At 68.1% G+C, this 22,825-nt stretch carries 26 protein-coding genes, 1 pseudogene and 3 riboswitches; of the genes and pseudogenes, 17 read left to right on the top strand and 10 right to left on the bottom strand.

Annotation, left to right across the window (positions count from 1 at the left end; all coding sequences use genetic code 11):
- Positions 1–30: 30 nt before the first annotated feature.
- Positions 31–103: riboswitch (cobalamin riboswitch) on the bottom strand.
- Positions 104–234: 131 nt separating this feature from the next.
- A complete protein-coding gene (locus SALPAC2_RS0115655) occupies positions 235–726 on the bottom strand; it encodes a hypothetical protein (protein WP_018217585.1) in 492 nt (163 codons plus the stop codon).
- 118 nt (positions 727–844) lie between these two features.
- Positions 845–924, bottom strand: a riboswitch (cobalamin riboswitch).
- Positions 925–1,140: 216 nt separating this feature from the next.
- Between SALPAC2_RS0115655 and SALPAC2_RS0115650 the strand changes: the two genes are divergently transcribed.
- The gene (locus SALPAC2_RS0115650; protein ID WP_018217584.1) at positions 1,141–1,533 is read left to right on the top strand and encodes an SCO5389 family protein; all 393 of its coding nucleotides are present in this window, start codon (positions 1,141–1,143) and stop codon (positions 1,531–1,533) included.
- A 115-nt stretch (positions 1,534–1,648) separates the two neighbouring features.
- Here SALPAC2_RS0115650 and SALPAC2_RS0115645 read toward each other — a convergent pair whose 3' ends face one another.
- The 4 genes from SALPAC2_RS0115645 to SALPAC2_RS0115630 all read right to left on the bottom strand — a co-directional run bounded on the left by SALPAC2_RS0115645 (position 1,649) and on the right by SALPAC2_RS0115630 (position 4,302).
- On the bottom strand, positions 1,649–2,575 hold the full coding sequence (locus SALPAC2_RS0115645) for a CU044_5270 family protein (protein WP_018217583.1): 927 nt from the start codon (positions 2,573–2,575) through the stop codon (positions 1,649–1,651).
- Positions 2,572–3,156 carry an RNA polymerase sigma factor gene (locus tag SALPAC2_RS24920; RefSeq protein WP_223874140.1) on the bottom strand — a complete coding sequence of 195 codons (585 nt, stop codon included), beginning with the start codon at positions 3,154–3,156 and terminating at the stop codon, positions 2,572–2,574. The genes SALPAC2_RS0115645 and SALPAC2_RS24920 overlap by 4 nt, the downstream gene beginning before the upstream one ends.
- Positions 3,157–3,281: 125 nt before the next feature.
- Positions 3,282–3,788, bottom strand: a complete 507-nt coding sequence (locus tag SALPAC2_RS24915) for a hypothetical protein (RefSeq protein WP_223874139.1) — start codon at positions 3,786–3,788, stop codon at positions 3,282–3,284.
- 37 nt (positions 3,789–3,825) lie between these two features.
- Positions 3,826–4,302 carry a hypothetical protein gene (locus SALPAC2_RS0115630; protein WP_026184773.1) on the bottom strand — a complete coding sequence of 159 codons (477 nt, stop codon included), beginning with the start codon at positions 4,300–4,302 and terminating at the stop codon, positions 3,826–3,828.
- Between the two features lie 107 nt (positions 4,303–4,409).
- Here SALPAC2_RS0115630 and SALPAC2_RS0115625 point away from each other — a divergent pair, with 107 nt between their 5' ends.
- From SALPAC2_RS0115625 to SALPAC2_RS0115570, 14 genes and pseudogenes are all read left to right on the top strand, one after another.
- Positions 4,410–5,585, top strand: coding sequence for a serine hydrolase domain-containing protein (locus tag SALPAC2_RS0115625; RefSeq protein ID WP_018217579.1), 1,176 nt, complete (start codon positions 4,410–4,412; stop codon positions 5,583–5,585).
- A gap of 143 nt (positions 5,586–5,728) precedes the next feature.
- Complete coding sequence (locus tag SALPAC2_RS0115620) at positions 5,729–6,265, top strand: hypothetical protein (protein WP_223874138.1); 537 nt, start codon at positions 5,729–5,731, stop codon at positions 6,263–6,265.
- Positions 6,266–6,341: 76 nt separating this feature from the next.
- Complete coding sequence (locus tag SALPAC2_RS0115615) at positions 6,342–7,142, top strand: inositol monophosphatase family protein (protein WP_018217577.1); 801 nt, start codon at positions 6,342–6,344, stop codon at positions 7,140–7,142.
- A 48-nt stretch (positions 7,143–7,190) separates the two neighbouring features.
- Positions 7,191–7,987 (top strand): annotated as a pseudogene (locus SALPAC2_RS24910) (alpha/beta fold hydrolase).
- A gap of 48 nt (positions 7,988–8,035) precedes the next feature.
- Positions 8,036–8,253, top strand: a riboswitch (cobalamin riboswitch).
- Positions 8,254–8,384: 131 nt separating this feature from the next.
- The gene (locus SALPAC2_RS0115605) at positions 8,385–10,823 is read left to right on the top strand and encodes a ribonucleoside-diphosphate reductase subunit alpha (protein ID WP_018217576.1); all 2,439 of its coding nucleotides are present in this window, start codon (positions 8,385–8,387) and stop codon (positions 10,821–10,823) included.
- On the top strand, positions 10,820–11,893 hold the full coding sequence (locus tag SALPAC2_RS0115600; RefSeq protein ID WP_018217575.1) for a ribonucleotide-diphosphate reductase subunit beta: 1,074 nt from the start codon (positions 10,820–10,822) through the stop codon (positions 11,891–11,893). The genes SALPAC2_RS0115605 and SALPAC2_RS0115600 overlap by 4 nt, the downstream gene beginning before the upstream one ends.
- Positions 11,894–12,070: 177 nt before the next feature.
- Positions 12,071–12,226, top strand: coding sequence for a hypothetical protein (locus SALPAC2_RS27345; protein ID WP_162561353.1), 156 nt, complete (start codon positions 12,071–12,073; stop codon positions 12,224–12,226).
- Between the two features lie 12 nt (positions 12,227–12,238).
- On the top strand, positions 12,239–12,760 hold the full coding sequence (locus SALPAC2_RS27340; RefSeq protein WP_162561351.1) for a hypothetical protein: 522 nt from the start codon (positions 12,239–12,241) through the stop codon (positions 12,758–12,760).
- A gap of 158 nt (positions 12,761–12,918) precedes the next feature.
- A complete protein-coding gene (locus SALPAC2_RS0115595) occupies positions 12,919–13,761 on the top strand; it encodes an ABC transporter ATP-binding protein (protein WP_018217574.1) in 843 nt (280 codons plus the stop codon).
- Positions 13,758–14,519, top strand: coding sequence for an ABC transporter permease (locus SALPAC2_RS0115590; RefSeq protein ID WP_018217573.1), 762 nt, complete (start codon positions 13,758–13,760; stop codon positions 14,517–14,519). The genes SALPAC2_RS0115595 and SALPAC2_RS0115590 overlap by 4 nt, the downstream gene beginning before the upstream one ends.
- A 26-nt stretch (positions 14,520–14,545) precedes the next feature.
- The gene (locus SALPAC2_RS0115585) at positions 14,546–15,316 is read left to right on the top strand and encodes a MerR family transcriptional regulator (protein WP_018217572.1); all 771 of its coding nucleotides are present in this window, start codon (positions 14,546–14,548) and stop codon (positions 15,314–15,316) included.
- A gap of 113 nt (positions 15,317–15,429) precedes the next feature.
- Positions 15,430–15,744, top strand: coding sequence for a WXG100 family type VII secretion target (locus tag SALPAC2_RS0115580; RefSeq protein WP_018217571.1), 315 nt, complete (start codon positions 15,430–15,432; stop codon positions 15,742–15,744).
- Positions 15,741–17,342 (top strand): alpha/beta hydrolase, encoded by a 1,602-nt coding sequence (locus tag SALPAC2_RS0115575; RefSeq protein ID WP_026184772.1) that lies wholly within the window; start codon positions 15,741–15,743, stop codon positions 17,340–17,342. Before SALPAC2_RS0115580 ends, SALPAC2_RS0115575 begins: the two co-directional genes overlap by 4 nt.
- Before the next feature lie 13 nt (positions 17,343–17,355).
- Positions 17,356–17,859, top strand: coding sequence for a hypothetical protein (locus tag SALPAC2_RS0115570; protein ID WP_026184771.1), 504 nt, complete (start codon positions 17,356–17,358; stop codon positions 17,857–17,859).
- A 184-nt stretch (positions 17,860–18,043) separates the two neighbouring features.
- Here SALPAC2_RS0115570 and SALPAC2_RS24905 read toward each other — a convergent pair whose 3' ends face one another.
- The 3 genes from SALPAC2_RS24905 to SALPAC2_RS0115555 all read right to left on the bottom strand — a co-directional run bounded on the left by SALPAC2_RS24905 (position 18,044) and on the right by SALPAC2_RS0115555 (position 19,730).
- Complete coding sequence (locus SALPAC2_RS24905; protein WP_050563187.1) at positions 18,044–18,394, bottom strand: nitroreductase/quinone reductase family protein; 351 nt, start codon at positions 18,392–18,394, stop codon at positions 18,044–18,046.
- 347 nt (positions 18,395–18,741) lie between these two features.
- On the bottom strand, positions 18,742–18,924 hold the full coding sequence (locus tag SALPAC2_RS0115560) for a DUF397 domain-containing protein (protein WP_026184770.1): 183 nt from the start codon (positions 18,922–18,924) through the stop codon (positions 18,742–18,744).
- A complete protein-coding gene (locus SALPAC2_RS0115555; protein WP_018217567.1) occupies positions 18,921–19,730 on the bottom strand; it encodes a helix-turn-helix domain-containing protein in 810 nt (269 codons plus the stop codon). Before SALPAC2_RS0115555 ends, SALPAC2_RS0115560 begins: the two co-directional genes overlap by 4 nt.
- A 501-nt stretch (positions 19,731–20,231) precedes the next feature.
- Here SALPAC2_RS0115555 and SALPAC2_RS27960 point away from each other — a divergent pair.
- Positions 20,232–20,570, top strand: a complete 339-nt coding sequence (locus tag SALPAC2_RS27960) for a hypothetical protein (protein ID WP_080636932.1) — start codon at positions 20,232–20,234, stop codon at positions 20,568–20,570.
- 36 nt (positions 20,571–20,606) lie between these two features.
- Here SALPAC2_RS27960 and SALPAC2_RS0115550 read toward each other — a convergent pair whose 3' ends face one another.
- A complete protein-coding gene (locus SALPAC2_RS0115550; RefSeq protein ID WP_018217566.1) occupies positions 20,607–20,804 on the bottom strand; it encodes a hypothetical protein in 198 nt (65 codons plus the stop codon).
- Between the two features lie 102 nt (positions 20,805–20,906).
- On the opposite strand from SALPAC2_RS0115550, the gene SALPAC2_RS0115545 reads away from it, so the two are divergent.
- Positions 20,907–21,602 carry a pentapeptide repeat-containing protein gene (locus SALPAC2_RS0115545; protein ID WP_018217565.1) on the top strand — a complete coding sequence of 232 codons (696 nt, stop codon included), beginning with the start codon at positions 20,907–20,909 and terminating at the stop codon, positions 21,600–21,602.
- A 46-nt stretch (positions 21,603–21,648) separates the two neighbouring features.
- Here the strand turns inward: SALPAC2_RS0115545 and SALPAC2_RS0115540 are convergent, their stop codons facing one another.
- Positions 21,649–22,701 carry a S1 family peptidase gene (locus SALPAC2_RS0115540; protein WP_026184769.1) on the bottom strand — a complete coding sequence of 351 codons (1,053 nt, stop codon included), beginning with the start codon at positions 22,699–22,701 and terminating at the stop codon, positions 21,649–21,651.
- Between the last annotated feature and the right edge of the window lie 124 nt (positions 22,702–22,825).

Raw genomic sequence — 22,825 nt, 5'->3', positions numbered from 1 at the left:
CTCGACAGTGGAAGCCGCTCGTCCCGGGCGGGGCATTCCGGCTCGCGAGAGGGTTCTCTCGCTCACGGCTGCGGGTCAGCGCCGGCATCGCACCGGCTTCCCCCCACACAGGACTTATGCAGTTGTGCCCGGTGCGCACCGGGCGCCCGTCACCGTATCGCCCGGGCGTACGACCACGCCAGAGCCCAAGACGAGCGCCCGGGTGCGCTCTGGTCACACCGTCGGTGTGGCGGCTCAGGGGGCGGGGATGCTCGGCGGCTCGCTGGCGCCGTAGGACCAACCCTCGACGCTGCCCGGGGCGGGGTCGTAGTTGAGCACGCCCTTGTCGCTGTATTCCCAGTCACCGCCCCGGGGTGCGTGCCAGTACGACCAGTACCCGCTGGCCTGCGGGGTGTCGGTGCAGGGCTCGACGTCTGGGGTGGGCAGTCCGCCGAGCCGGCAGACGAAGGCCAGGCCCCAGCGGAGGGTGCCCTCGACGGCGAAGCCGGCGCCCTGGATGGCGGCTAGCCCGGTGTCCGGGTCGCCGGGGGCGCAGGCGACCTCGACGTCGCCGCCGAACGCGGTGAAGTCGATCACCACGGTGACGCCCGAGGTGCCGTCGCAGGCGTCGGCGCGCGCGGCCTGGGGTGCGGGCTCGACAGCGGTCAGGGCGATTCCGGCGACGGCGGCGGCCAACAGGCCGGCGACGCGGGTGCGGACGGTGGTTCGAAGGTGGGACACGACCATCAGGAGTGCCTTTCCGCCCTGCGGTCGTCAGAACCCAGCCGGTCGCTGCTGGTCAGCGTCGGGTCGGGGCCTCCGACCCGTGGGCCACGACGGGTGGGTAGCGGTGCGCGAGTGTGGCGGGTATTCGGGCTCGCCGTCGGGATGTACCTCGACGGCCTACCGTTGCGGGCCAGCGCCGGATTTTGACCGGACTTCCCCCGCACAGACGCGGTGGTGGAGTTGTTGCGACAGTCTGGGTCGGCGCGAGCAGTGCTGTCAAATGCCCCGAGACGGGCGCATGTCCTTTAGGCCGCGAATAAGCCGAACCAGGCCGAGCCGCGCCACGCGGTGTCATTGACGCGGTGGACGTTGCGTGGTGTGCTCAGCACGCAACGGTAATGGAAACCATGATCATTGTCAGAACTGAGGAGGATCATGTCTCTCACCGTGCCACCGGACCTGCTGCGGTCCGCCGAGTCGGGCCCTGTTGACGACGACGCCTTCGTCTCCTGCGTCCGCGACTCCCTGCCGTACGCCTGGCAGACCGTCAGCCGGGTGGCGGCGGAGCTGGCGTCCTCCGACGCCGAGTTCGCCGACAACGTCGTCCCGCCGCCGACCGAGGAGGAGCGGGGCCAGCTCCTGCGCGCGCTGGCCAGCGACGCCATCCGGTCCAGCCTCGAGCGCCACTTCGGCGTCAAGCTGGCCTTCCAGAACTGTCACCGGGTCGCGGCGTTCCGCCACTCCGCAGTGGACTCGGAAACCTACCGCCGCTTCATCTCCGTCCGCGGCCAGCTGCTCAACCAATCTCCCGAGCTGCGCAACTGTTGATCCGGCTACCGCCCGGCGACCGGCGGGGTGATCCACCTCCGCCGGGCGCCGGGCACCCACGATCAGCCGCCGCGGCGCTCCTGCCACGGCTGCGTCCACGTCGTCCCGGTGCCGGCTAACCCGCCGGGCGCTCTCCGAGCTTCGACACCACGGCCCGCTGCAGCACCGCAGTCGTGCTCACTACCGTCCCGGCTGGCCCGTCGGCGGTGTCCGCCACGAAATAGCTGCGTTCACCGAGATACTCATACGTGTTCGTATCGAAGATCCACTCGTGGCGTCGATTCCGCTCGGTGTACGCGACGGCCACCCCCGGCCGGCCGGCCGCGTCGGTGACCCCACGGACCACCTCAACCCCCGGAATCTTCGCCGCAGCCCGATAGAGCGCGGCGCTCGTCCGCGGCGGCACCAACGACTCGTGCAGGATGTCACCGATCGCGGTGAACGCCGCACCGTCGCGGCTGTTTCCCCGGCCCCGCTCATCCCGCTCCCGGTAGAGCTTCGCCAGCAGTTCGTCGGGATCAGTGGGCAGCTCGACGACTGTCGCGTTCGGTGTCATGTTGGTGAGCGTCGTCCGCTCCGGAATCACACCGATGATCGGCAGGTCGAAGCGCGGCTCGCGAAGCAGGCCGTCGCCTCGTTCGTACCGTGGGATCCAGATCTCCCGCTCGTGCATCGGTTGCAGCTGGGCCGGACCGTTGCCCAACCCGGCGTACGCCCCCCGAGTCTTGACGTAGACGTACTCGCCCTCGCTAGCCGATGGTTCCGGCCGGTCGGCAACCGCCGCGGCCATCTGGTTCAGGAGCAGGGTCGCGCCGCTGTGATCCCCCTGCTGGACCACCACGGTCAACGGCGGGTGGTCGGGCTGCCACGGCTGGGCGGCGACCCCGACCGCGACCGCCAGCACACCCGCTGCCGGCACGAGCAACAACCTCCGGCGGGACCGCCGGACCGGCCGCTCGATCTCGTTCATCAGGTGCCGCCGCAGTGCCTGCCGGCGCGCCGTCGGCATGGCCGGTACGTGCGGAGCGGTGGGCTCGCTCATCGGTACTCTCCCTGCTCGACGGGGAAAATTCGGGTACGCCCCAGCTCTTGGTGGGTCCGTGCCCGCAGCCGGGCTCGGGCCCGGGCCAGCCGCGAGCGCACGGTTCCAACGGGTACGCCCAGGGCCTCGGCGGCAGCCACGTAGTCCAGTTGCGACCAGACGCAGAGCAGAAACACCTCCCGGTCTGCTCGGCGGAGTGTCCGCAGCGCGACCATCGCCGCGGCCACCTGATCGGCGTCATGCATTCGGCCGACCACCTCGTCGGCGAAGTCCGGGACCGGGTCACCTGCCGGCAGTCGCCGCAGCGCCTCCCGGTGCCGGCGCGCGGTCCGCCACCGGTTGCGCAGCACATTGGTGGCGATGCCGAGCAACCAGGGCCGAAGGCTCTCTCCGTCCGGGCGCAGGGATTCGCGGATCCGCCACGCCTCAAGGAAGGTCAGCGACACCACATCCTCGGCGTGCGCTGGGCTGCCCTCACTCCAAACCGCGTGTCGACGAACCGCTTCGGCATGTTCATCGAAGAGTTCACCGAACGCGTCGGTGTCTCCGGCCCGGATTCGGGCCCGCATCTCAGCTGTCACACCTACACCTGTCCGCGGGCAGCTCCAAGTTCCCACTGGCGCGGACAAAATTTCTCGCGTTCACGCCTGCGGTGCCATGCGGGCCGGGTCGGCTCGCACCAGCTAACCCCCGGATCAGGGCGTCCCTACGCGTCAGTCGGTGGCCCTGGGGTGTCCGGTGCCGGCGTGTCTGAGCCAGCAGGTGCGGGTGTCGGGGTTTCGTCGGAGCTCGGCGTGGCGAGGATTCGGTGAAGGTCGGGGTCGGCGTGGACTTCGGCCGTATGTCGCCACTCGGCGAGTAGCTGCGACAACGCCGTGGTGTTGCCCACCGCCGCAGCGGCCTCTGCCGTGGCGACAAACTCACCGGCCATCTGCTTGGCCTCCCCAGGAGGCAGGAACCGCACCCATGGCAACACGGTGGGCAGCGTCTCTCGGACCAGGTCGGGGTCCTGGCGTGCCAGGCTGGCCAGCAGCCGAGCGGTCAGGTCGACCACCTCACCCTCAGCTACCGCCCGTTCTGCCGACATGAGCACCAAGTCGGCGGCGTCCCGGCGGCGTAGCCGCACCGCGCGAGCGCGGGACAGTCGCTCGGCGGTTTCTGTGGGTTGGCGCAGCAGCTCCGAGAACGGAACTGACTCTAACGGCATTGACATGACGTCAACACTACTTCAGTAGTAGCGGAGATATCGGCTAGCTGGGGGGCTTCGGCGGGGCGATCTTGCGGAACCGCTCGTGCGCGGACTGGCGGCTGATGCCGAGCGCGTTGCCGATCTCGGCCCAGGAGAGTCCGGACGCCCGCGCCTGGGTCACGGCCTGTTCGATGAGGGGCCGTTGCCAGCGCTCCACCTGGGCGAGGATGCCGAGCGCCTGTAGTGGCCAGGTGGTGGTCAGTTCGGCGACGCCGTCCCGCAGCGTGTCGGAGCGGTTGAGCAGCCAGCCGGGTGGAGTGGCGGCCAAAAGTGGCCGGATGTGGCCGCCCCACTCGGCGGTGGCCATCCAGCGGCCCTCGTCAGCGACCGGGTAGTCCCGGCTGCCGACCCAGCCGCAGCTACATCCGGCCCGGTAGCCGGCGGCGTCGGCCGGCGCTACGGCGTCCGTCTTCAGTGTCCCGTCCGGCAGCCGGAATCCGACGAGCTCAGCATGCCCCGGAACCATCTCCTCCGTCACCAAGCAAGCATAGGCCCGTCAGGATTGCCTGACGCGAGCAGTAAGGCTATCTTGACGGTGTTGCTTCGGGTGGTCGGCACCCGGAGCCGGAACTCCGGAGGGAATCCATGCCCGTGGCACATGGCACCGTCGCGCCGGGATACGAACCGGTCCGAGCGGCATTCCAGGCGAACTTCGACACCGGCTCCGAGATCGGCGCCGCCCTCAGCGTCTACCGGCACGGCCGGGAGGTGGTCCGACTCTGGGACGGGGTCGCCGATCCTGCCACCGAGCGGGCGTGGCAGGAGGACACCCTCCAACTTGTCTACTCGGCCACCAAGAGCGCACCTGCCGCCTGCGTGCACCTGCTGGCCCAGCGCGGGCAGCTCGACCTGGCCGCCCCCGTGGCCGCGTACTGGCCGGAGTTCGCGGCGGCCGGCAAGGGCGGCATCCCGGTCCGCTGGCTCCTCTCCCACCAGGCGGGGCTGCCGGTGCTCGACCGTCCGGTCCCGCTGACGGCGGCGCTCACCGGGGAGCCGGTCGTCGCCGCCCTGGCCGCCCAGGCACCCGCCTGGCCGCCGGGGACAGCGCACGGCTACCACGGGCTCACCTACGGCTGGCTGGTTGGCGAGGTGGTACGCCGCGTCTCCGGCCGCAGCCTCGGCACCTACTTCGCCGACGAGATCGCCACCCCACTCGGCCTGGACTTCTGGATCGGCCTGCCCGCCACCGAGGCGCACCGGGTCGCCCGGATCACCGAGCAGCCGGTCGCCCCGCCCGCCGCCCCCGAGCCGATGCCGGCGGCGCTACAGGAGGCGCTGGCCGCGTACACCGACCCGACGTCGCTGGTGGTCCGGTCGATGGCGGTGACCGACCCGCCGCTCAACCTCACCGACCCGCGTACCTGGGCGGCGGAGATCCCCGCGGTGAACGGCATCTGCACCGCCTCGTCCCTGGCCCGCTTCTACGCGGGACTGATCGGCGAGGTGGACGGCGTCCGGATCCTCGACCCGGCCACCCTCGCCGCCGCCACCCGCGAACAGGCCAACGGTGTTGACCAGGTGCTGCGGGTGCCGACCCGGCCGGCGCTCGGCTTCGGCCTGCCCCTGCCGGAGCAGCCCTGGTGGTCACCGACCGCCTTCGGCTTCCCCGGGCACGGCGGCTCACTCGGCTACGCCGACCCGGCCAGCGGGATCGCCTTCGGGTACGTGACGAACGGGCTGCGCGTCACCATGGCCCCGGACCCCAGGACGACGGGCCTGATCAAGGCCCTCCAGTCGGTTCTCTCCCACCAGACAGTCTGAAACACGCCTTACGGGGCGTCGATCACGGTGGTGGCCATGAATGCGACGGGTTCGGCGCAGGTCCGTGGCATCCGGGTCGGTCAGGGAGAAATAGGGGACAGTCCGGATGCTCTGGGTCGCGACGCGGCGAAAGATAACTCAGCATGCAGAGCCGAGTGACAGCAGCGCTACGCCGCTACGTCGAGCAGAGGTACGGGCCGGACATGTGGCGTCGGCTGGCCACGGCCACTACGACGGTGCCCTCAGCAATGAGAACGCTGAAGGGCCGCCGTTTCGTGGCCTCGATTCTTGCCCTACCTCTCGCACTGGTGACCACCGCTCTCACCGTGGTGCTCGCCGGCATCATGCTGATCAACGTCGGCTACCCGCTGCGGCAGGTGCTCGGTCTGGGCGGCCACGAGGGCAGCATCTGGGCCAGCACCTACTACGACGCGTGGGGCGGTCCTACCCTGCTGGGTGCCTGGGCGGTGCACGCAATGCTCGCGACACTGGTCCTTTTCCCACTGCTGGGTTGGGCCGTCCGCGGCCTCGTTCAGCTTCAGCTACGCCCCGCCCGGACCACGATCGCATCTCCGCGTGCGGTGGATGCGGTCGTAGCGTCCGGAGAACGTGGGCGGCCCCGAGCTCGTAGCCAAACCGGGACACGCAGGCGGAATGCCCGGTGGCGGCGTGCCCGCTGATCGCCGCCGCGGTGCTGGTTTTCCGCACGGACCCGGCCGAACGGTGAGCGCTCGACGCGTACCTATGGTGTCGGGTATGTCGAGCACAGATCAGGCGGTGGCGATCGAGGCGGCGTCGGCGGGAGCCACGGTCGTCCGCGACCACTATGGATCCACACTGGCCCGGTTTTCGAAGGGTGCCGGAGACTTCGCCACCGCGGCCGACCTCGCGGCGGAAAAGGCGATCCTGGACATCCTCCGCGCGGCGCGCCCGGATGACCTCCTGGTGGGGGAGGAAAGCGGGCGCACCGGCGCTGGCGACAGCGGACGTCGATGGCTGGTTGACCCGTTGTGCGGGACGTTGAACTACGCGGTGCGCAGCATGCTGGTCGCGGTCAATGTGGCGCTGCAGGCCGGTACGCAGCCAGTGGTGGCCGCCGCGGCTGACCCCTTCAACGACGAGGTGTTCTGGACCGACGGCACCGCCGCTCACATCCGCCGGGGCGGTACGGACGAGCGGCTCGTTCCCTCGGCCGACTCCGCGCTGGTGGACCTCAACCTGGATCCGCCGTTTCCCAACAGGGAGGTGTTCCAAGCCGCTCGGATCCTGACTGATGCCGGCTTCACCGCCCGGTTTCGCCCCCGGGTGCTCTCCACCACCCTGGCCGTGACCTGGGTCGCCGCCGGCCGCCGCGCCGGCTACGTCACCGACGGCCACGAGTTGCGGGACAGCGTGCACTTCGCGGCCGGGATCGCTCTCTGCGAGGCGGCGGGTTGCGTGGTCTCCGGAATCGATGGACGGCCGCCCCACTCCGGGCTGGGTGGTCTGGTTGTGGCTGCCGACGAGCCGACGCACCACGCCCTGCTTAAGTCCATTGAGAACCAAAAGCCGGCCTGAGTAGGGTTGCGGCGGTTTCCGGGTCGCCAGGGTGAGGGAGTTCGTACGGTGCGGCGGGTGACGGTTCATCGGGACGAGGTGGCGGTGTCCTGCCTCGTTGGCGGCTCCGGCGACGAGGTGGTTGTGCTGTTGCACGGGCTGGCCGGCAGCGCGGCGGAGTTGGTGCCGACGGCGGAGGCGCTGCTACCGGAGCACCGCGTGATCGTGGTGGATCAGCGCGGGCACGGCCACTCGACCCGGCGGCCGCAGGATCTCTCCCGCCGGGCGTACGTCGAGGATGTGCTCGCCGTCGTCGCGGAGCTCGCCGGCGGGGTGCCGGTGACGGTCGTGGGTCAGTCGATGGGTGGGCACACCGCGCTGCTCTTCGCCGCCGAGTATCCCGAGCTGGTGCGTCGGCTGGTGCTGCTGGAGGGCGGGGTCGGGGGCCGCGAGGAGCGGGGGGACTACCCGGCCGAGCTGGGTGCCTTCTTCGCCTCGTGGCCGGTGCCGTTCGCCGATGTTCGCCAGGCCGCCGAGTTTCTGGGCGACACCCCGGTGGCCCAGGCCTGGCTGCGGGACCTGGACCGGCGTCCGGACGGGCTCTGGCCGCGATTCAAGGCGGGGTGATGCGGGAGGCTATCGCGGCCGTCGCCGACCGGGCCTGCTGGGCCGAGTGGCAGCGGGTGCAGGCCCCCACCCTGCTGGTGTTTGGCGAGCACGGGATCATCCCCGCCGCGGAGGTGCGGCGCATGGTGTCCCTGCGTCCGGATGTCGAGCGGGTGGTTGTTGCCGGCGCCGGGCACGACGTCCACCTGGAAGACCGGGACGCCTGGGTGCGCGCCTTGGGGCAGTTTCTCAGCCGCTGACACGCCGACACGACATCTGGTGTTGCATCCCGGATGGGGGAGGCATATATGGTGTCTCCCGCAGCTGGTTCGGCGCTCCCACCGGGAGTGGTCGAGGCAAGAGGGAACCCGGTGGAAATCCGGGACTGCCCCGCAGCGGTGAGTGGGAACGACCGCCGTCATCACGCACTGGGCTGATCGAAGCCTGGGAAGCGACGGCCAGTAGGCGACCGGGTCCCCCGGGCGTGCCCGCGAGTCCGAAGACCTGCCAGCGCGCCGCACGCGTCGCGTGCGGCGGTTGGCGGCCGCGCGGGACGGCCGACACCCGCAGCCGCCCGGTGTGGTCAGCCACCGGGCGAATGATTGTGGTGTCCCCCTGCGCGTTCGTCGACCTTGTCGGCAGGCGGAGGAGGGGGAGATGACGGCGACGCGGGAACGTGCCACGGACGGTCCGGCCGGGGAGACGACGGCGACGCGGGAACGCGCCACGGACGGTCCGGCCGGTGCGGCGCAGCAGCAGCGGCGGCAGGTGATGGAGGTCCGCAAGCGCAACGGCGACACCGAGCCGGTGGACGTCAACAAGATTGTCCGCGCGGTGGAGCGGTGGGTCGGCGACCTGAACGAGGTGGACCCGCTGCGGGTGGCGACCAAGACGATCAGCGGCCTGTACGACGGGGCGACCACGGCCGAGCTGGACCGGCTGTCGATCCAGACGGCGGCGGAGCTGATCGGCGAGGAGCCGCAGTATTCGAGGCTGGCGGCGCGACTGCTGGCCGCGTACGTGGACAAGGAGGTCCGGGGGCAGCAGGTCGCGAGCTTCAGCCAGTCCATCCGGTACGCCCACGGCCTCGGGCTGATCAGCGACGACACCGCCGCCTTCGTGTCCCGCAACGCCCGCAAGCTGGACGATGCGGTGGACCCCGCCGGTGACCTGCGGTTCGAGTACTTCGGGCTGCGTACGGTCGCGGACCGCTACCTGCTGCGGCACCCGCAGTCGCGGCTGGTGGTGGAGACCCCGCAGTACTGGCTGCTGCGGGTGGCCTGCGGGCTGTCGCGGACGCCGGCCGAGGCGATCGGGTTCTACCGGCTGATGTCGTCGCTGGCGTACCTGCCCAGCTCACCGACGTTGTTCAACTCCGGTACCCGGCACACCCAGATGTCGTCGTGTTTCCTGGTCGACTCGCCGCGCGACGAGCTGGACTCCATCTACCAGCGGTACCACCAGGTCGCGAAGCTGTCGAAGTTCTCCGGCGGCATCGGCATCGCCTGGTCGCGGGTGCGGGGCCGGGGCGCGCTGATCCGGGGAACGAACGGCCGGTCGAACGGCATCGTGCCGTTCCTGAAGACCCTCGACGCCGGCGTCGCCGCGGTCAACCAGGGCGGCCGGCGTAAGGGCGCGGCCTGCGTCTACCTGGAGCCCTGGCACCCCGACATCGAGGAGTTCCTGGAGCTGCGGGACAACACCGGCGAGGACGCCCGGCGTACGCACAACCTGAACCTGGCCAACTGGCTGCCGGACGAGTTCATGCGCCGGGTCGAGGCGGACGGCGACTGGTCGCTGGTGGACCCGTCCGACGCGCCGGAGCTGCCCGACCTGTACGGCGCGGAGTTCGACGCCGCCTACCGGGTCGCGGAGAAGAAGGCGGTCCGTACCGTCAAGGCGCGGGACCTGTACGGGCGGATGATGCGCACCCTGGCGCAGACCGGCAACGGGTGGATGACCTTCAAGGACCGCTCGAACGCGCTGTCCAACCAGACCGGGGCGCCCGGCAACACGATTCACCTGTCGAATCTCTGCACCGAGATCCTTGAGGTCAACAACGACGCCGAGACCGCGGTCTGCAACCTGGGCTCGGTCAACTTGGGCGCCCACGTCAGCGCCGAGGGGGTGGACTGGGCGAAGCTGCGGGAGACCGTCCGTACCGCGATGGTCTTCCTCGACCGCGTGATCGACATCAACTACTACCCGGCCGAGCAGGCGGCGGCCTCCAATCCGCGTTGGCGGCCGGTCGGGCTCGGGCTGATGGGGCTGCAGGACGCCTTCTTCACGCTGCGGCTGCCGTTCGACTCGGCTGAGGCGCGGGAGCTGTCCACCCGGGTGCAGGAGGAGATCTTCCTGACCGCCCTGGAGACCTCCGCCGGGCTCGCCGAGCGGTTCGGCCCGCATCCCGCGTACGCGGACACCCGCGCCGCCCGGGGCGAGCTGCACCCGGAGCTGTGGGGGGCCGAGCCGGCGCAGCCGAAGCGGTGGGCCGAGCTGAAGGCGCGGGTCGCGGAGCACGGTCTGCGGAACTCGCTGCTGGTGGCGATCGCCCCGACCGCGACGATCGCCTCGATCGCCGGCTGCTACGAGTGCATCGAGCCGCAGGTGTCCAACCTGTTCAAGCGCGAAACGATGTCCGGCGAGTTCCTCCAGGTCAACACCTACCTGGTCGGTGAGCTGAAGGCGCGCGGGTTGTGGACGGCCCCGATCCGGGACGAGATCAAGCGGGCGGAGGGGTCGGTGCAGGGCATCGCCGAGCTCCCCGCCGAGGTGCGGGAACTGTTCCGGACGGCGTGGGAGCTGCCGCAGCGGGCGCTGATCGACCTGGCGGCGGCCCGGGCCCCGTACATCGACCAGTCGCAGTCGCTGAACCTGTTCCTGGCCGCGCCGACGATCGGCAAGCTCTCCTCGATGTACCTGTACGCCTGGAAGTCCGGGCTGAAGACCACCTACTACCTGCGGTCCCGTCCCGCGACGCGGATCCAGCAGGCCACCGTCGCCGTCACCCCGACCCCGTCGAGCTCCGCCGGGGCCGACGCCGAGGCGCTGGCCTGCTCCCTGGAAAACCCCGAAAGCTGCGAGGCATGCCAATGACCACCGACGCCGAGACCCGTACCGCGACCGCCGAGACCCGTACCGTGACCGCCGGGACTGGTGGCGGGCGGCAGCTGCTGCTCGACCCCGGGATGGATCTGACCCTGCGCCCGATGCGGTACCCGCACTTCTTCGACCGGTTCAAGGAGGCGATCAAGAACACCTGGACGGTGGAGGAGGTGGACCTGCACTCCGACCTCGCCGACCTGGCGAAGCTCTCCCCGGCCGAGCGGCACCTGGTGTCCCGGCTGGTCGCGTTCTTCGCCACCGGCGACACGATCGTCGCCAACAACCTGGTGCTCAACCTCTACCAGCATGTCAACTCCCCGGAGGGCCGGCTCTACCTGTCCCGGCAGCTCTTCGAGGAGGCGGTGCACGTCCAGTTCTACCTGAACCTGCTGGACACCTACGTGCCGGAGGAGAAGGAGCGGTTCGCGGCGTTCGCGGCGGTGGAGAACATCCCCTCGATCGCGCGCAAGGCCGAGTTCTGCTTCCGGTGGATCGACTCGATCTTCGAGCTGCGGGAGCTGCGGACCCGGGCGGACCGGCGGGCGTTTCTGCTCAACCTGATCTGCTTCGCCGCCTGCATCGAGGGCCTGTTCTTCTACGGCGCCTTCGCCTACGTCTACTTCCTCCGCTCCCGGGGTCTGCTCAACGGTCTCGCGTCCGGCACCAACTGGGTGTTCCGGGACGAGTCCATGCACATGGCCTTCGCCTTCGACGTGGTGGAGACCGCCCGCGCCGAGGAGCCGGACCTCTTCGACGCCGACCTGGAGCAGCAGGTCAGGGAGATGATGGCGGAGGCGGTCGACTGCGAGGTCCAGTTCGCCGCGGACCTGCTCGAGCAGGGGGTGTCCGGGCTGTCCCTGACCGACATGCGGGAGTACCTCCAGCACGTCGCGGACCGGCGGCTGGTCACGCTGGGGATCGCCCCGATGTACGGCAGCCAGAATCCGTTCGCCTTCATGGAGTTGCAGGACGTACAGGAGTTGTCGAACTTCTTCGAGCGGCGGGTGTCGGCGTACCAGATGGGCGTCAGCGGGAGCGTTACCTTCGACGACGACTTCTGATCCGAAGCTGGGCGCGGACGTGAGCGCCGGGGGGCGGGTGGAGATGCGGCCGTGGCCGGGGTGCGCTGGCGGGAGCATCCCGGGGTCTTCTGGCACAACCTGATTGAGATTTCGAGTGCATGAAACGTCTAGAATTCGATAATTTCGTGCGGCGCGCGAAGATCAGGCAAGTATCCAATGAAAAAAGCCGGCGGGACTATTGCCGTCCATCCGGACGAAACCGGCATTGACGTGAAAGAGGAGATCAACGCCTTCGACCCGTTTGCTACCCTCAATGGCTCCGGAACAACGCAGGGTATGTGGGGTGCTACCAATGGCGCTGATAACTGGTGAAGGTGATTCCGCATGAGGGGCTGGATTACCTGGACTGGCGGATTCTTTGTCTGCCTGCTGTGCGGATTCATGGTGGTGATGTTTAGCCTCAATTCAGAGAACAGTTGGAGCACGTTGCTGGGTGTCGCGACATTCTTCACTCCTATCTGTTACCTCGTCTCAATTTTTACCCTGTTTCCTTATGTTCGGGCTACCTCGTCCGGGCTGGTCGTAGCCAATCCCGATAGGATTTCCCGTATTCCTTGGCGCAAAGTCAAGGCGCTTTCCGCCGATCAAGGTCTGTTCGTTGAACTGACCAACGGGGAGAAAGTCTTTAGTTTTGCTTTCCAAGCCTCAATGATTGGGCAGTTTCTGGGCTACCCTGGAGCCCGTCGGGCCGTGCGCAAGATAGAAAAGATTCGCGCTAAGGGGGTTGGCGGTGACGGGGGGCTTGATGTGGAGTCAGTAGTGCCCTGGCGTCGTCATATAGGTTTTATTCTGGTTTTCTGGGTAACGTTTGCATTGATAATCCCTTCTATGGTTCGCCTTCCTTAGCTGCGGCTTGGTCGTTCCCCGGGCCCACCGCACCCGTCCTGAGCTGCAAGATCAGCTTGGAGAAGGCTCTGTTGACCGATGAGGTGGTGTGGTCGTAGCGAAACGCGGGTGGTTTCGGGCTTGACCTTGACGCAGCGTCAACCCTGCACGCTGGGGTCATGTCGATAGATCTTCAGCAGGTACCGGGGCAGAGCCGGGAGCCGGCGATCCAGGTACGCGGCCTACACAAGTCCTTCCAGGAGCTGCAGGTGCTACGCGGCGTCGACTTCGACGTCGCGCCGGGCAGTGTCTTCGCGCTGCTCGGCTCCAACGGTGCGGGCAAGACCACGGTGGTACGGATCCTGTCCACGCTGCTGCGCTCGGATGCCGGCGCGGCCACCGTGAACGGCTTCGACGTTGCCGCGCAGGCGGGAAAGGTGCGTGCGTCGATCAGCCTGACCGGGCAGTTCGCCGCGGTCGACGAGGTTCTCAGCGGGCGGGAGAATCTGGTGCTGGTCGCCCGGTTGCGGCAGCAGCGGGAGCCGGGTCGGGTCGCGGATGACCTGCTGGCCCGCTTCGCCCTCACCGACGCGGCGAACCGCCGGGTGGCGACGTACTCGGGTGGGATGCGTCGTCGCCTTGACCTCGCGATGAGTCTGGTGGGGAAACCGCCGGTGATTTTCCTCGATGAGCCGACGACCGGGCTGGACCCGCAGGCGCGGCTGGAGGTGTGGCAGGCCGTCCGGGAACTCGCCGGCCAGGGTACGACGGTGCTGCTCACCACCCAGTATCTGGACGAGGCCGAGCAGCTCGCGGACCGGATCGCGGTCCTGCACGAGGGGCGCATCATCGCCAACGGCACGCTCGCTGAACTGCGGCGGCTGTTCCCGCCCGCGACCGTGGAGTACGTCGAGAAGCAGCCGTCCCTGGAGGACATTTTCCTGGCAATCGTCGGCGGCGGGGACACCGCCGTGCCGACCGCATCCACCGCACCGGTACGAGCAGCTAAGGACCCCCGATGACTGGCAACTTCTTGAGCGACACCACCGCCCTGACCCAGCGTTCCCTGCGCCACATCGCCCGCAGCCCGGACACCATCATCACGACCGCGATCACGCCGATCGTTCTCATGCTGCTCTTCGTCTACGTCTTGGGCGGTGCGGTCGAGGCCGGCTCGGACAACTATGTGAACTACCTGCTCCCCGGCATCCTGCTCATCACCGTGGCGTCGGGCATCTCCTACACCGCGTACCGGCTCTTCCTGGACATGAAGGGCGGCATTTTCGAACGGTTCCAGTCCATGCCGATCGCCCGCTCGGCCGTACTGTGGGCGCATGTGCTGACCTCGCTGGTCGCCAACCTGATCTCGCTGGTGGTGGTGGTGCTGGTCGCCCTCGCGATGGGGTTCCGCTCCGGGGCGGGCGTGCTGGCCTGGTTGGCGGTCGCGGGGATCATACTGCTGTTCACCCTGGCTCTGACCTGGCTGGCCGTTATCCCCGGTCTGACCGCGACGTCTGTGGAGGGGGCGAGCGCCTTCTCCTATCCACTCATCTTCCTGCCGTTCATCAGCTCGGCGTTCGTGCCCACCGAGAGCATGCCCGGCCCGGTACGCGCCTTCGCCGAGAACCAGCCAGTCACTTCCATCATCGACACGGTCCGCGGTCTGTTGGCGCAGCAGCAGGTCGGCGCCGACCTGTGGATCGCTCTCGCCTGGTGCGTCGGCCTGCTCGCGGTCGCGTACGTCGTAGCCAGGGCCGTCTACCATCGCAAGGTCAGGTGACGTTGGGACCCGGCGGGGAGGTAGCCATGCTGACGATCGGGCGGCTGGCCTCCTACGCCGGGGTTTCCATCCGTGCGGTGCGGCACTACCACCAGATCGGGCTCCTGCCGGAGCCGGAACGCGACGCCTCCGGCTACCGGAGCTACGACGCCGCCGCGGTGCTGCGCCTGATCCGGATCCGGACCCTCGCCGAGGCCGGCGTCCCGCTGGCCCGGGTCCGGGAGCTGCTCGATGCCGACCCGGAGACGTTCGCCGCCGCGAGGATCGAGGTCGACCGGGAGCTGCGGGCGCGGATCCGCACCCTCCAGGAGCACCGGCGGCGGGTCGCGCAGCTGGGCTCCGTCGAGTCGCTGGCGGTCCCCGAGGAGGTGGCCGACTACCTGGAACGCCTCCGGGGCATCGGCGTACCGCCGGTGCTCGTCGAGAAGGAGCGCGACGCGTGGATCCTGATGGCCGCGCGCTTCCCGGAGACGATCACGGAGATCATCGCCGACAAGGTGGCCCAGCTCGCCGACCCGGAGGTCCGCCGGTTCTACCAGCTCCTCAGCCGGCTCGAGGTTGAGCCGGACAACGACGATCTACTGCGCGCGATCGCGGACCTGCTGAGCGAACTGTACGAGGAGGCGGCGGCGAGCGGGATGCTGGACCAGCACGACGAGATGATGCCGGACCAGGCGTTCGTCCGGTTGCTGGATTCGTTCTCCTTTGGTACCCACCCCGTCGTCGCCCGGCTGGCCGAGTTGCTCGCCGAGCGTGGCTGGACCGGATGGACCCGAGTGGAGAAGCGCAAGCCCTGAGCCCGCGGCCGAACTCTTGCACTCACGGTCACTCTGGGTGATCCATCGCGAGGTGTGCTGTTACATCCAAGGTGGCGAACCTTCGATACTGTGCGGGGTCGCACGAGGGGGAGGTGCTGATGCATCCGGGATTCGCGGTTGATGTGGACGCCCTGGAGAGTGTGGGGGCGCAGGTGGAGGCGACGGCGGCGATGTTGCGGGAGTCGGTGCGGGTGGCTGGCGCCGGGTTGGCGCCGTCGTCTCCGCCGGGTTCGGCTGCGGTGGTCGCGGCGCAGGGGGCGGAGAAGGCGTGGCTGGCGGAGCTGCGCCGGCTGGTGGAGGAGTTGGATGGCTTCGGTGCGGATTTGAGTGCTTCGGCGCGGGAGTATCGGGCCGCGGATGAGGTGAACGCTGATGGGTTGCGGCGCTCGGGGGTGCTACCGCGGTGAGTGATCTGACGTTGCGGGATGTGCTCGATTTCCGGCCGGATCCGTGGCATGAGTCGGCGCAGGTGTGGGGTCGGCTTGCGCAGGGGATCGACGATGCCGCTGAGCAGCTGATCCGGGGGAGCCGGGATCTTGTTCATGTGTGGCCGGACGGTCGGGCTTCGGCGGCTGCGGTGGGCAAGGGCGAGACGTTGCGGGCTGAGGTGAGTAACGCGTACAACCCGGCGAAGCGGGTCGCGGATGCGTTGGAGCAGCATGCGTACGCGATGGTGGGGTTGCGGCGGCAGGCGGAGGATATTGTCGCTTCGGCGCGGGTGGCTGGTTATCAGGTGGACATGGTGACGGGGGCGACGGCGCCGCCGCCGTCGGCCGATATGGCTGGTGGTTTGGATCGTGCCAGTCGGGCTACCGAGTCGGTGCTTCAGTATTTGCCGACGGTGGTGGAGTACGCGCGGGCGCAGGATGATGCGACTGCTAATGCCATCGCGGTTAATGTGCCGTCGCCGCGGGTGGGTTTCGGGACGGGCCGGCTCGACGGGGTTTCTCGTGGGGTGTTGGAGGCGCAGGCGGGGCGGAGCCCGGCTGAGGTTAATGCGTGGTGGGAGTCGTTGACTCCGTTGCAGCAGGAGCAGGCGTTGCGGGAGTTCCCGGACCTGGTCGGGCAGCTGGACGGCATTCCGATCTCTGATCGGGATGTGGCCAACCGTATGGTGTTGGAGCGTCAGAGTTATCTATTGCAACAGGCGTTTCGCGCTGCTAATGAGCATCCTTACGATCACGAACTACTGCCGGCCGATACGAGGCTATTGCTCGAGCGCGGGCGTGCTGAGCTGGCCAGTAAGCTGCGGGGCATCGACGCGATTACCTCCCGGTTGAACGATCCGAATCTGCCGGAGGCGTACCTCATCGGGTTCTCCAGCGACGGGGACGGTCGGGCGATCGTCTCGGTCGGCAACCCGGACACCGCCGAGAATGTGCTCACCTACGTGCCGGGCACTGGCGAGCAACTTTCCAGTGCCGGTGGCGGGCTGAAGCGTATGGACGCCATGGCCCAGGACGCCGCTTGGGCGGCGGGGGGTGAGAAGACGTCGGTGGTCTACTGGTATGGCTACGACGCGCCGGACGCGATTTCTGATGCTGGTGGAGAATCATACGCCGAGGGCGGCGGTCCGGTCCTAGACAGGTTCCAGAGTGGGCTGCGGGCTACTCACGATGCGGAGAGCCCGTCGCGCAACACGGTGCTTGGTCATAGTTATGGCTCTACGGTTATCGGCCACGCTGCTCGGGACTCTGACTTCGATGCTGATGCTGTGGTGTTCGTCGGTTCGCCGGGTGTTGGCGTTGGTCACGTTTCCGAGTTGGCTGGCCTGCGCCCCGAGCAGGTCTGGGCCACCACGGCCAAGCACGACATTATTGGTTTGGTGCCGGACTGGGGTTCCACGCACGGCAAGGATCCCAGTGAGGCTGACTTCGGGGCGCGGGTCTTCCGCAGTGACCCGGGTAGCTTCTCTGATATGACCGGCACCCACTCCGCCTACTGGGAAGAAAATAATCCTGCGCGCACAAATATTGCAGAGATTGTCACCGGTCAAGCTGGATAAAAGGTGAACTGACATGGCTTATCGGCGGGTAGGTGCCGTGCTGACCGCGGCTGTCTTGATCGCATTTACGACGGCTGGCTGTTTGGGAAAGGATAGCGCTATGCAACCTACCGAGACGCTTGCGCAAGCGGCTGAACGAGTTGAGGAGATTCTGCAGGAGGCGATCGCCCAGTTGCCTTCCGACGCTACTATCGATAGACGTCCGAACTTGGATGGTGTCCCGTGCGATCTTTCCACCGGGCCGGTGTTCTCGGAGCGAAGCGCTCAGGTTATCCCGCCCGTCTCCGGCACGTGGTCGGAGACCGATGTTTTGTCGATCCTTTCCGAGTTCTGGGAGCGCAGGGGCTACACGGCATTTATCGACGAGAATTCTAGCAACCAGCACCGCTACTTCGTCCGAACCGACGATGGCTACAAGCTTTCGGTTCGTACTTATGATCGGGGTGGGCATTACGATGTCCGCCTGGGTGCTAGCTCACCTTGTGTGTGGGAGTTTGGGACGCCTGGGCCGCAGTAGTGGCGGGGTCACATCCAGTCGACCGGCGAGGTGGTGCGGTCGGTAGCGAAACGCGGGTGGTTTCGGGCTTGACCTTGACGCGGTGTCAAACTTGCACGCTGGAGTCATGTCGATAGATCTTCAGCGGACGCCGGGGCAGATCCGGGAGCCGGTGATCCATGGGGGCGCGGCCTGCACCCCGCGCTCAGTCCTGACGAGGGTCCAGGACGACGACCGGGATCTCGCGGGTGGTCTGCTTCTCGTATTCGAGGTACTGCGGGAAGATGCCCGTCATCGAGGGCTTGGCTCCGTTTGAACCGGCCACCACGAAGCTGTCACCGTCGCGGCCGTAGATGAGGGCGGTGCGGTAGAGCTTGCCACTGCGCCGTCCCTTGTACGTCAGCAGCAGCGACGGGTACCCGTAATAGTCGTGGCCCACCTCGCCGCCGGTGGCCAGGTACTGCTGAATGTGGCTGGACACCCAGGGCACCTTACTGTTCTCCACCCCGTTGGCAGCCGGCTCCGGAGCGGCCCCCGGCCTGGCCGTCGCCTGGATGGCGTTCCAGTAGACCTCCTCAGGCTGTTCACCCACGAAGGTCCGGTCGTCGGTGAAGCGGACGATCGGCACACTGGTGGCCCCCGCCTCCCGAACCAGGCGCAGGCCTTCGCGTACTTGTTGCTCGACTCCTGCGTCGTCGGATGTTACGCCCAACTCCTCCGCGAGCCGGTCCAGCGTGTGCGGGTCGCCGATGTTCAGCCCGTCGGTTCCCCGCTGGAATTCAGTAAGGGCTGTGCCATGCGCGAGGCGCGGATCACTGACCGGGTTGGGGTCCGTCGTTAACGGCAGTAGACCCGGAAAAGGCCCGGTCTCCGTAGGGGGAGCCGGGCCTTCCGTGGTGCTGGTCAGTGTCGCTTGGCGAAGTCGACGAAGGTCTGCCACACCGTCGGGTGGAACTGGAGGGTGCCGCCATCCCGGTCCTTGGTGTCGCGCACGAGCACGACGCTGGGCAGGTTGTCGGCCACCTCGACGCACGACCCGCCGTTGGAGCCGGACCGCGTTGATTTGTGCCACCGGGCACCAGTCATGTCCATGTCTGCGCCGCCTTTTTGATCAGGTCGAGGGACTGCCTGCGGGGGAGGGCCTCACCCCGGACCGCCTCCCACGTTCGCTGGAGGGTAGCAAGGTCATCGGCTCCGTTCACCACCTGCGCGCGCACCTGGTGATCGAGGTGGGTCACCATCGAGCCGTCGCCGAGAGTGGCCAGGATGAAGCCGCCCTGTAGTCCAGGGTAGATGCCGGCCTCGTCGGGCACCACGAGGATCTGCACGTGCGGTAGCTCCGCCATCTTCACCAGGTGGGCGACCTGCTCGGCCAGCACGCCTGGCTGGCCGACCACCGGCCGGCGGAGCACCATCACGTCGATGACCGCCACGAGTTGGACGGGCTGGTCACCGGAGAGAATCGCTTGCCGTCCGAGTCGGGAAAACACCCGCTGCTCAATGTCATCGGTGTAGAGCAGGTTGTGCGACAGGGTTGCCCGCGCGTATGCCTCCGTCTGTAGCAGGCCGGGCACCCACGCCGGCTCGTACCAGCGGAGTAGGGTCGCCTCCTGCTCGCACTCGATCCACTCGCGCAACCATTCCGGGTCGGCCTTGGCGAGTTGCCGGAGCATTCGGCCGACTCGGCCGTCCTGGCCCTCTCGGAACGCGGGGTCGTGGGCCCGGTCGACCGCAACCGCGTAGTCCGGCGTGAGTGGACGCCCGCCGGTCTCGACGGCGCTCACGTGCGAGGCCGAGTAGCCGATGCTGCGGCCGAAATCCTCCTGGCTGAGGGCCAGGGTTTGGCGAAGTAAGCGAAGCTCCATCAGCACGTAGTCCATGACACTGCCCATCGCTGCCCACTTTCTGCTCGGTTTTTCGCGCGTCTCCTCACGGCTGCCCATCGCCGCCCAATCAGGGCCAAGATCTGCCCGATCAGCGTGAGCAGGTATCGAAACCAGGCCGGTCCTATCGAGACTGTCACTCATGCGGACCTGTTCTTCGCCGAGCGTAGCTGGGATGGGTCCTGCCCAGGGCCCCGCCCGCATTCGGCAAGCGGGTGGGGCCCTGTCCAAAGGACACCAGGAGGTAGTTGTGAAGATCCGTTGGTTCAGCCGCCGCCGGAGGAACAAGCCGCCAATCGGGGCGCACCGATCGAACGCCCCGTACCGCCCCGCGGCACCACCACCAAACCGGCCAGCGAACCGGCCACCAAATCGGCCACCAACCCGGCCAGCGAGCCTGCCGGTCAACCTGCCGGCGTGGATGACCCAACCCACCCTCGCCGAACCCCAACCCGGACGCGTCGGCTGGCTCACCCCCGCCCAACAGTGGCGCGCAAACGGAGGCCGCTGGTGAACCACCACCACCTCCCCCAACCACGACTCGGCCCCCACCCCCAACACCCACGCCACCGCACCAGAAACCAACCACCCCACACACCCCTACGACCCACCTGGACCTGCCGCGCCTGCGGCCACCCCTGGCCCTGCGCCGAAGCCCGCCTCCTCCTCAAAGCCGAATACGACNCCCGACAGTCGAGCCTATCGATCTACCTCGCCGGACTCTGCTACGAAGCCATGCACGACCTCTACCACCTCAACCCCCACGACGGACCAAACCCCCGCGAACTATTCGAACGCTTCGTCGCCTGGGGGCCATTCCGACGGTCGGCCGGAACGGCCCCGGGGTGAGGCCCGCGGTGGCAGACCGCGAGCCCCGGTTGTCGGTCAGCCGAGCACGACCTCATGTCGGTACGCCTGCACCCGGGCGCCGTCAACGAGGACAACCTCCACCCGGCTCCCATCGTCGGCGCGCCGCTGCACGGCGTGAATCGGCTTACCGGCATGCTCGGCGATTCGGCCCTGGTCGGCGCGATCGGGCCGGAAGACCCAGTTCAGGTTTACGGGATTGTTCGACACCTGCACCCCCGGATTGGCACGTTTGTTCGAGCACCGAGTTTAGTCGCGCCAGCGCCCCATGTCGGTGCGCGACACGTCGGCCGTACGGTCACAGCCAGGTCCTAGGGTGTGGGTGTGCCTGCCCGATCCTCTGCGCCGCGACGTGCCACCGGCTCGCGGAAGCAGCGAGAACCCCGTAGCCCGGTCCCGCCGCCCGAGGTCAGCCTCTGCGAGGCGACGGAGCTGGAGCCGGAGTCGACGCTGGAACGCCAGGCGCTCTACCGGGTGCGGCTGGCCGGCCAGGATGCCGCCACGGTGACCTTCCGGCAGTGCCGGTTCCGTGGGGCGGACCTCTCCGAGTGCCGGCTCGATCAGGTGGTGGTGACCGACTGCCTGGTGACGGATTCCAGCTGGGCGAATCTGCGCGCCGACGGCGGAGAGCTGGCCCGGGTGCGGCTGGAGCAGTGCAGGTTGACCGGCGTGACGGTGGCGGACGGCGTACTGCGGGATGTGACGCTGGTGGGGTGCCGTGTGGACCTGTCGGCGTGGCGGATGACGACCTTCGACGCGGTGTGGTTCGAGGACTGCAACCTTCAGGGCGCTGACTTCACCAACGCGGACCTGCGGGGTGCGACGTTTCGGAGCTGCGACCTGACCGGTGCGGTGTTCCATCACGCCTCGATGGAGGGCACCCGGTTTCGGGGCTGCACCCTGGACGGTGTCGGCGACTTCTCCAGCTGGCGGGGCGCCGTGGTGGACCACGAAGATCTGATCAGCCTTTCGTACGGCCTGGCCCAGGCGGCCGGCATCCGAGTCGAGGGCTGACGGCGGGCCGCCGGTAGTGCTGGCGGCCCGCCGTCCTGCTGGTGGGTCAGTAGACCCAGGCGTCGTACGCGTCCAGGGCCTCCACCACCGACTGGTGGAAGCCGCGGGCGTTGTCGTTGGGGCAGCCGCCACCCAGGCCGCCGGAGTGGATTCCAAGTGCGAAGTTGTCAGCGAAGACAGCGCCGCCGCTGTCGCCCGAGGCGGAGCAGATGTCGGTGACGATCAGGTCGTAGACAGGGCCTTCCGGATAGTTGGCCGTGCCGTCAACAGCGAGCACTGTGCCGCTGTGTGTCCCGGTGGTGGAGCCGGTGCGGGTGACGTCCTGGCCGACCCAGGCGTAGCCGCGGGCGGTGATATCCCGCCAGCTGTCGTCGACCTTGACGTGGCCGTAGCCGTGCTTTCCTTCTTCGTAGCGGACGATGCCGTAGTCGTCTCCCGGCCAGCTCTTGTGGATCGCGGCTCCCATCAGGTCTGTCCTGCTGGAGTCCGCGTACCAGTTTTCGGTCCCGGTGATGCAGTGCCCGGCGGTGAGGAAGTAGTAGTCGTTGTCGTCCTTCACATTGAAGCCCAGGCTGCAGCGGTATTTCTGGTTCCAGATCTTTTCGCCGCCGATGACGTCGGTGCTGAGGGTGCCGTTATGGGCTTCGATGCGGACGGCGCCGTTGGTGCGGGCGGCTGCTGCTTTGACTTGGGTGAGTTTGTCGCCGGTGATGGTGCTGTCGATGGAGAGGATGACCTGGTTGGTGGTGGGGTCGGTCCACCAGGCGGTGCCGGGGATGCTTGCGGATTGTTGTAGTTCGGCGGTGGCGGCTCGGAGTTGTGCGGCGCTGCGGGTGACGAGTTTTGGGGTGGCGCCTTCGGCGCGTACCTGGCGGGCGGTTTCCTCGTCGGTGACTGTGATGATCATGGTGCCGTTGTGGTCGGCGTAGATGCCGGCGGTGCGGTCGCCGAGGCGTTCGGCGAGGTTGGTGGCGGTTTCGGGGGAGGCGGATGCGGCGGGTGCGGCCTGGGTGGGTGCTCCCAGGAGTCCGCTGGCGACCAGTGCGCCGGCTGCGGCGACGGCACCAACCCGACGGAACGACGACATAGTGGACTTCATGGGGCGTAAAGCTATCGTCGGCCTCGATATTAAACAAGATGGATATTGATGAACTTGTGAGGTAAGTTCGCTGAACCCGCGGTTGTTGTCCCGCTGCCGGTCAGTAGGTGTAGCCGCCGTACGC

This window comes from Salinispora vitiensis, from assembly GCF_000378825.1.
Lineage (GTDB): Bacteria > Actinomycetota > Actinomycetes > Mycobacteriales > Micromonosporaceae > Micromonospora > Micromonospora vitiensis.
The sequence above is the reverse complement of the archived record's forward strand: the minus strand, read 5'-3'. Positions and strand labels throughout refer to the sequence as shown.

Bases quoted from the DNA above. Each gene is read 5' to 3' on its own strand.
- SALPAC2_RS0115590 (WP_018217573.1), top strand. From the start codon at position 13,758: ATGACTGGCAACTTCTTGAGCGACACCACCGCCCTGACCCAGCGTTCC.
- SALPAC2_RS0115600 (WP_018217575.1), top strand. From the start codon at position 10,820: ATGACCACCGACGCCGAGACCCGTACCGCGACCGCCGAGACCCGTACC.
- SALPAC2_RS0115620 (WP_223874138.1), top strand. From the start codon at position 5,729: ATGCAGAGCCGAGTGACAGCAGCGCTACGCCGCTACGTCGAGCAGAGG.
- SALPAC2_RS0115645 (WP_018217583.1), bottom strand. From the start codon at position 2,575: ATGAGCGAGCCCACCGCTCCGCACGTACCGGCCATGCCGACGGCGCGC.
- SALPAC2_RS0115595 (WP_018217574.1), top strand. From the start codon at position 12,919: ATGTCGATAGATCTTCAGCAGGTACCGGGGCAGAGCCGGGAGCCGGCG.
- SALPAC2_RS0115560 (WP_026184770.1), bottom strand. From the start codon at position 18,924: ATGACTGGTGCCCGGTGGCACAAATCAACGCGGTCCGGCTCCAACGGC.
- SALPAC2_RS0115585 (WP_018217572.1), top strand. From the start codon at position 14,546: ATGCTGACGATCGGGCGGCTGGCCTCCTACGCCGGGGTTTCCATCCGT.
- SALPAC2_RS27340 (WP_162561351.1), top strand. From the start codon at position 12,239: ATGAGGGGCTGGATTACCTGGACTGGCGGATTCTTTGTCTGCCTGCTG.
- SALPAC2_RS0115570 (WP_026184771.1), top strand. From the start codon at position 17,356: ATGGCTTATCGGCGGGTAGGTGCCGTGCTGACCGCGGCTGTCTTGATC.
- SALPAC2_RS0115625 (WP_018217579.1), top strand. From the start codon at position 4,410: ATGCCCGTGGCACATGGCACCGTCGCGCCGGGATACGAACCGGTCCGA.
- SALPAC2_RS0115540 (WP_026184769.1), bottom strand. From the start codon at position 22,701: ATGAAGTCCACTATGTCGTCGTTCCGTCGGGTTGGTGCCGTCGCCGCA.
- SALPAC2_RS0115555 (WP_018217567.1), bottom strand. From the start codon at position 19,730: ATGGGCAGTGTCATGGACTACGTGCTGATGGAGCTTCGCTTACTTCGC.
- SALPAC2_RS0115615 (WP_018217577.1), top strand. From the start codon at position 6,342: ATGTCGAGCACAGATCAGGCGGTGGCGATCGAGGCGGCGTCGGCGGGA.
- SALPAC2_RS0115605 (WP_018217576.1), top strand. From the start codon at position 8,385: ATGACGGCGACGCGGGAACGTGCCACGGACGGTCCGGCCGGGGAGACG.
- SALPAC2_RS24915 (WP_223874139.1), bottom strand. From the start codon at position 3,788: ATGTCAATGCCGTTAGAGTCAGTTCCGTTCTCGGAGCTGCTGCGCCAA.
- SALPAC2_RS0115650 (WP_018217584.1), top strand. From the start codon at position 1,141: ATGTCTCTCACCGTGCCACCGGACCTGCTGCGGTCCGCCGAGTCGGGC.
- SALPAC2_RS27345 (WP_162561353.1), top strand. From the start codon at position 12,071: ATGAAAAAAGCCGGCGGGACTATTGCCGTCCATCCGGACGAAACCGGC.
- SALPAC2_RS0115655 (WP_018217585.1), bottom strand. From the start codon at position 726: ATGGTCGTGTCCCACCTTCGAACCACCGTCCGCACCCGCGTCGCCGGC.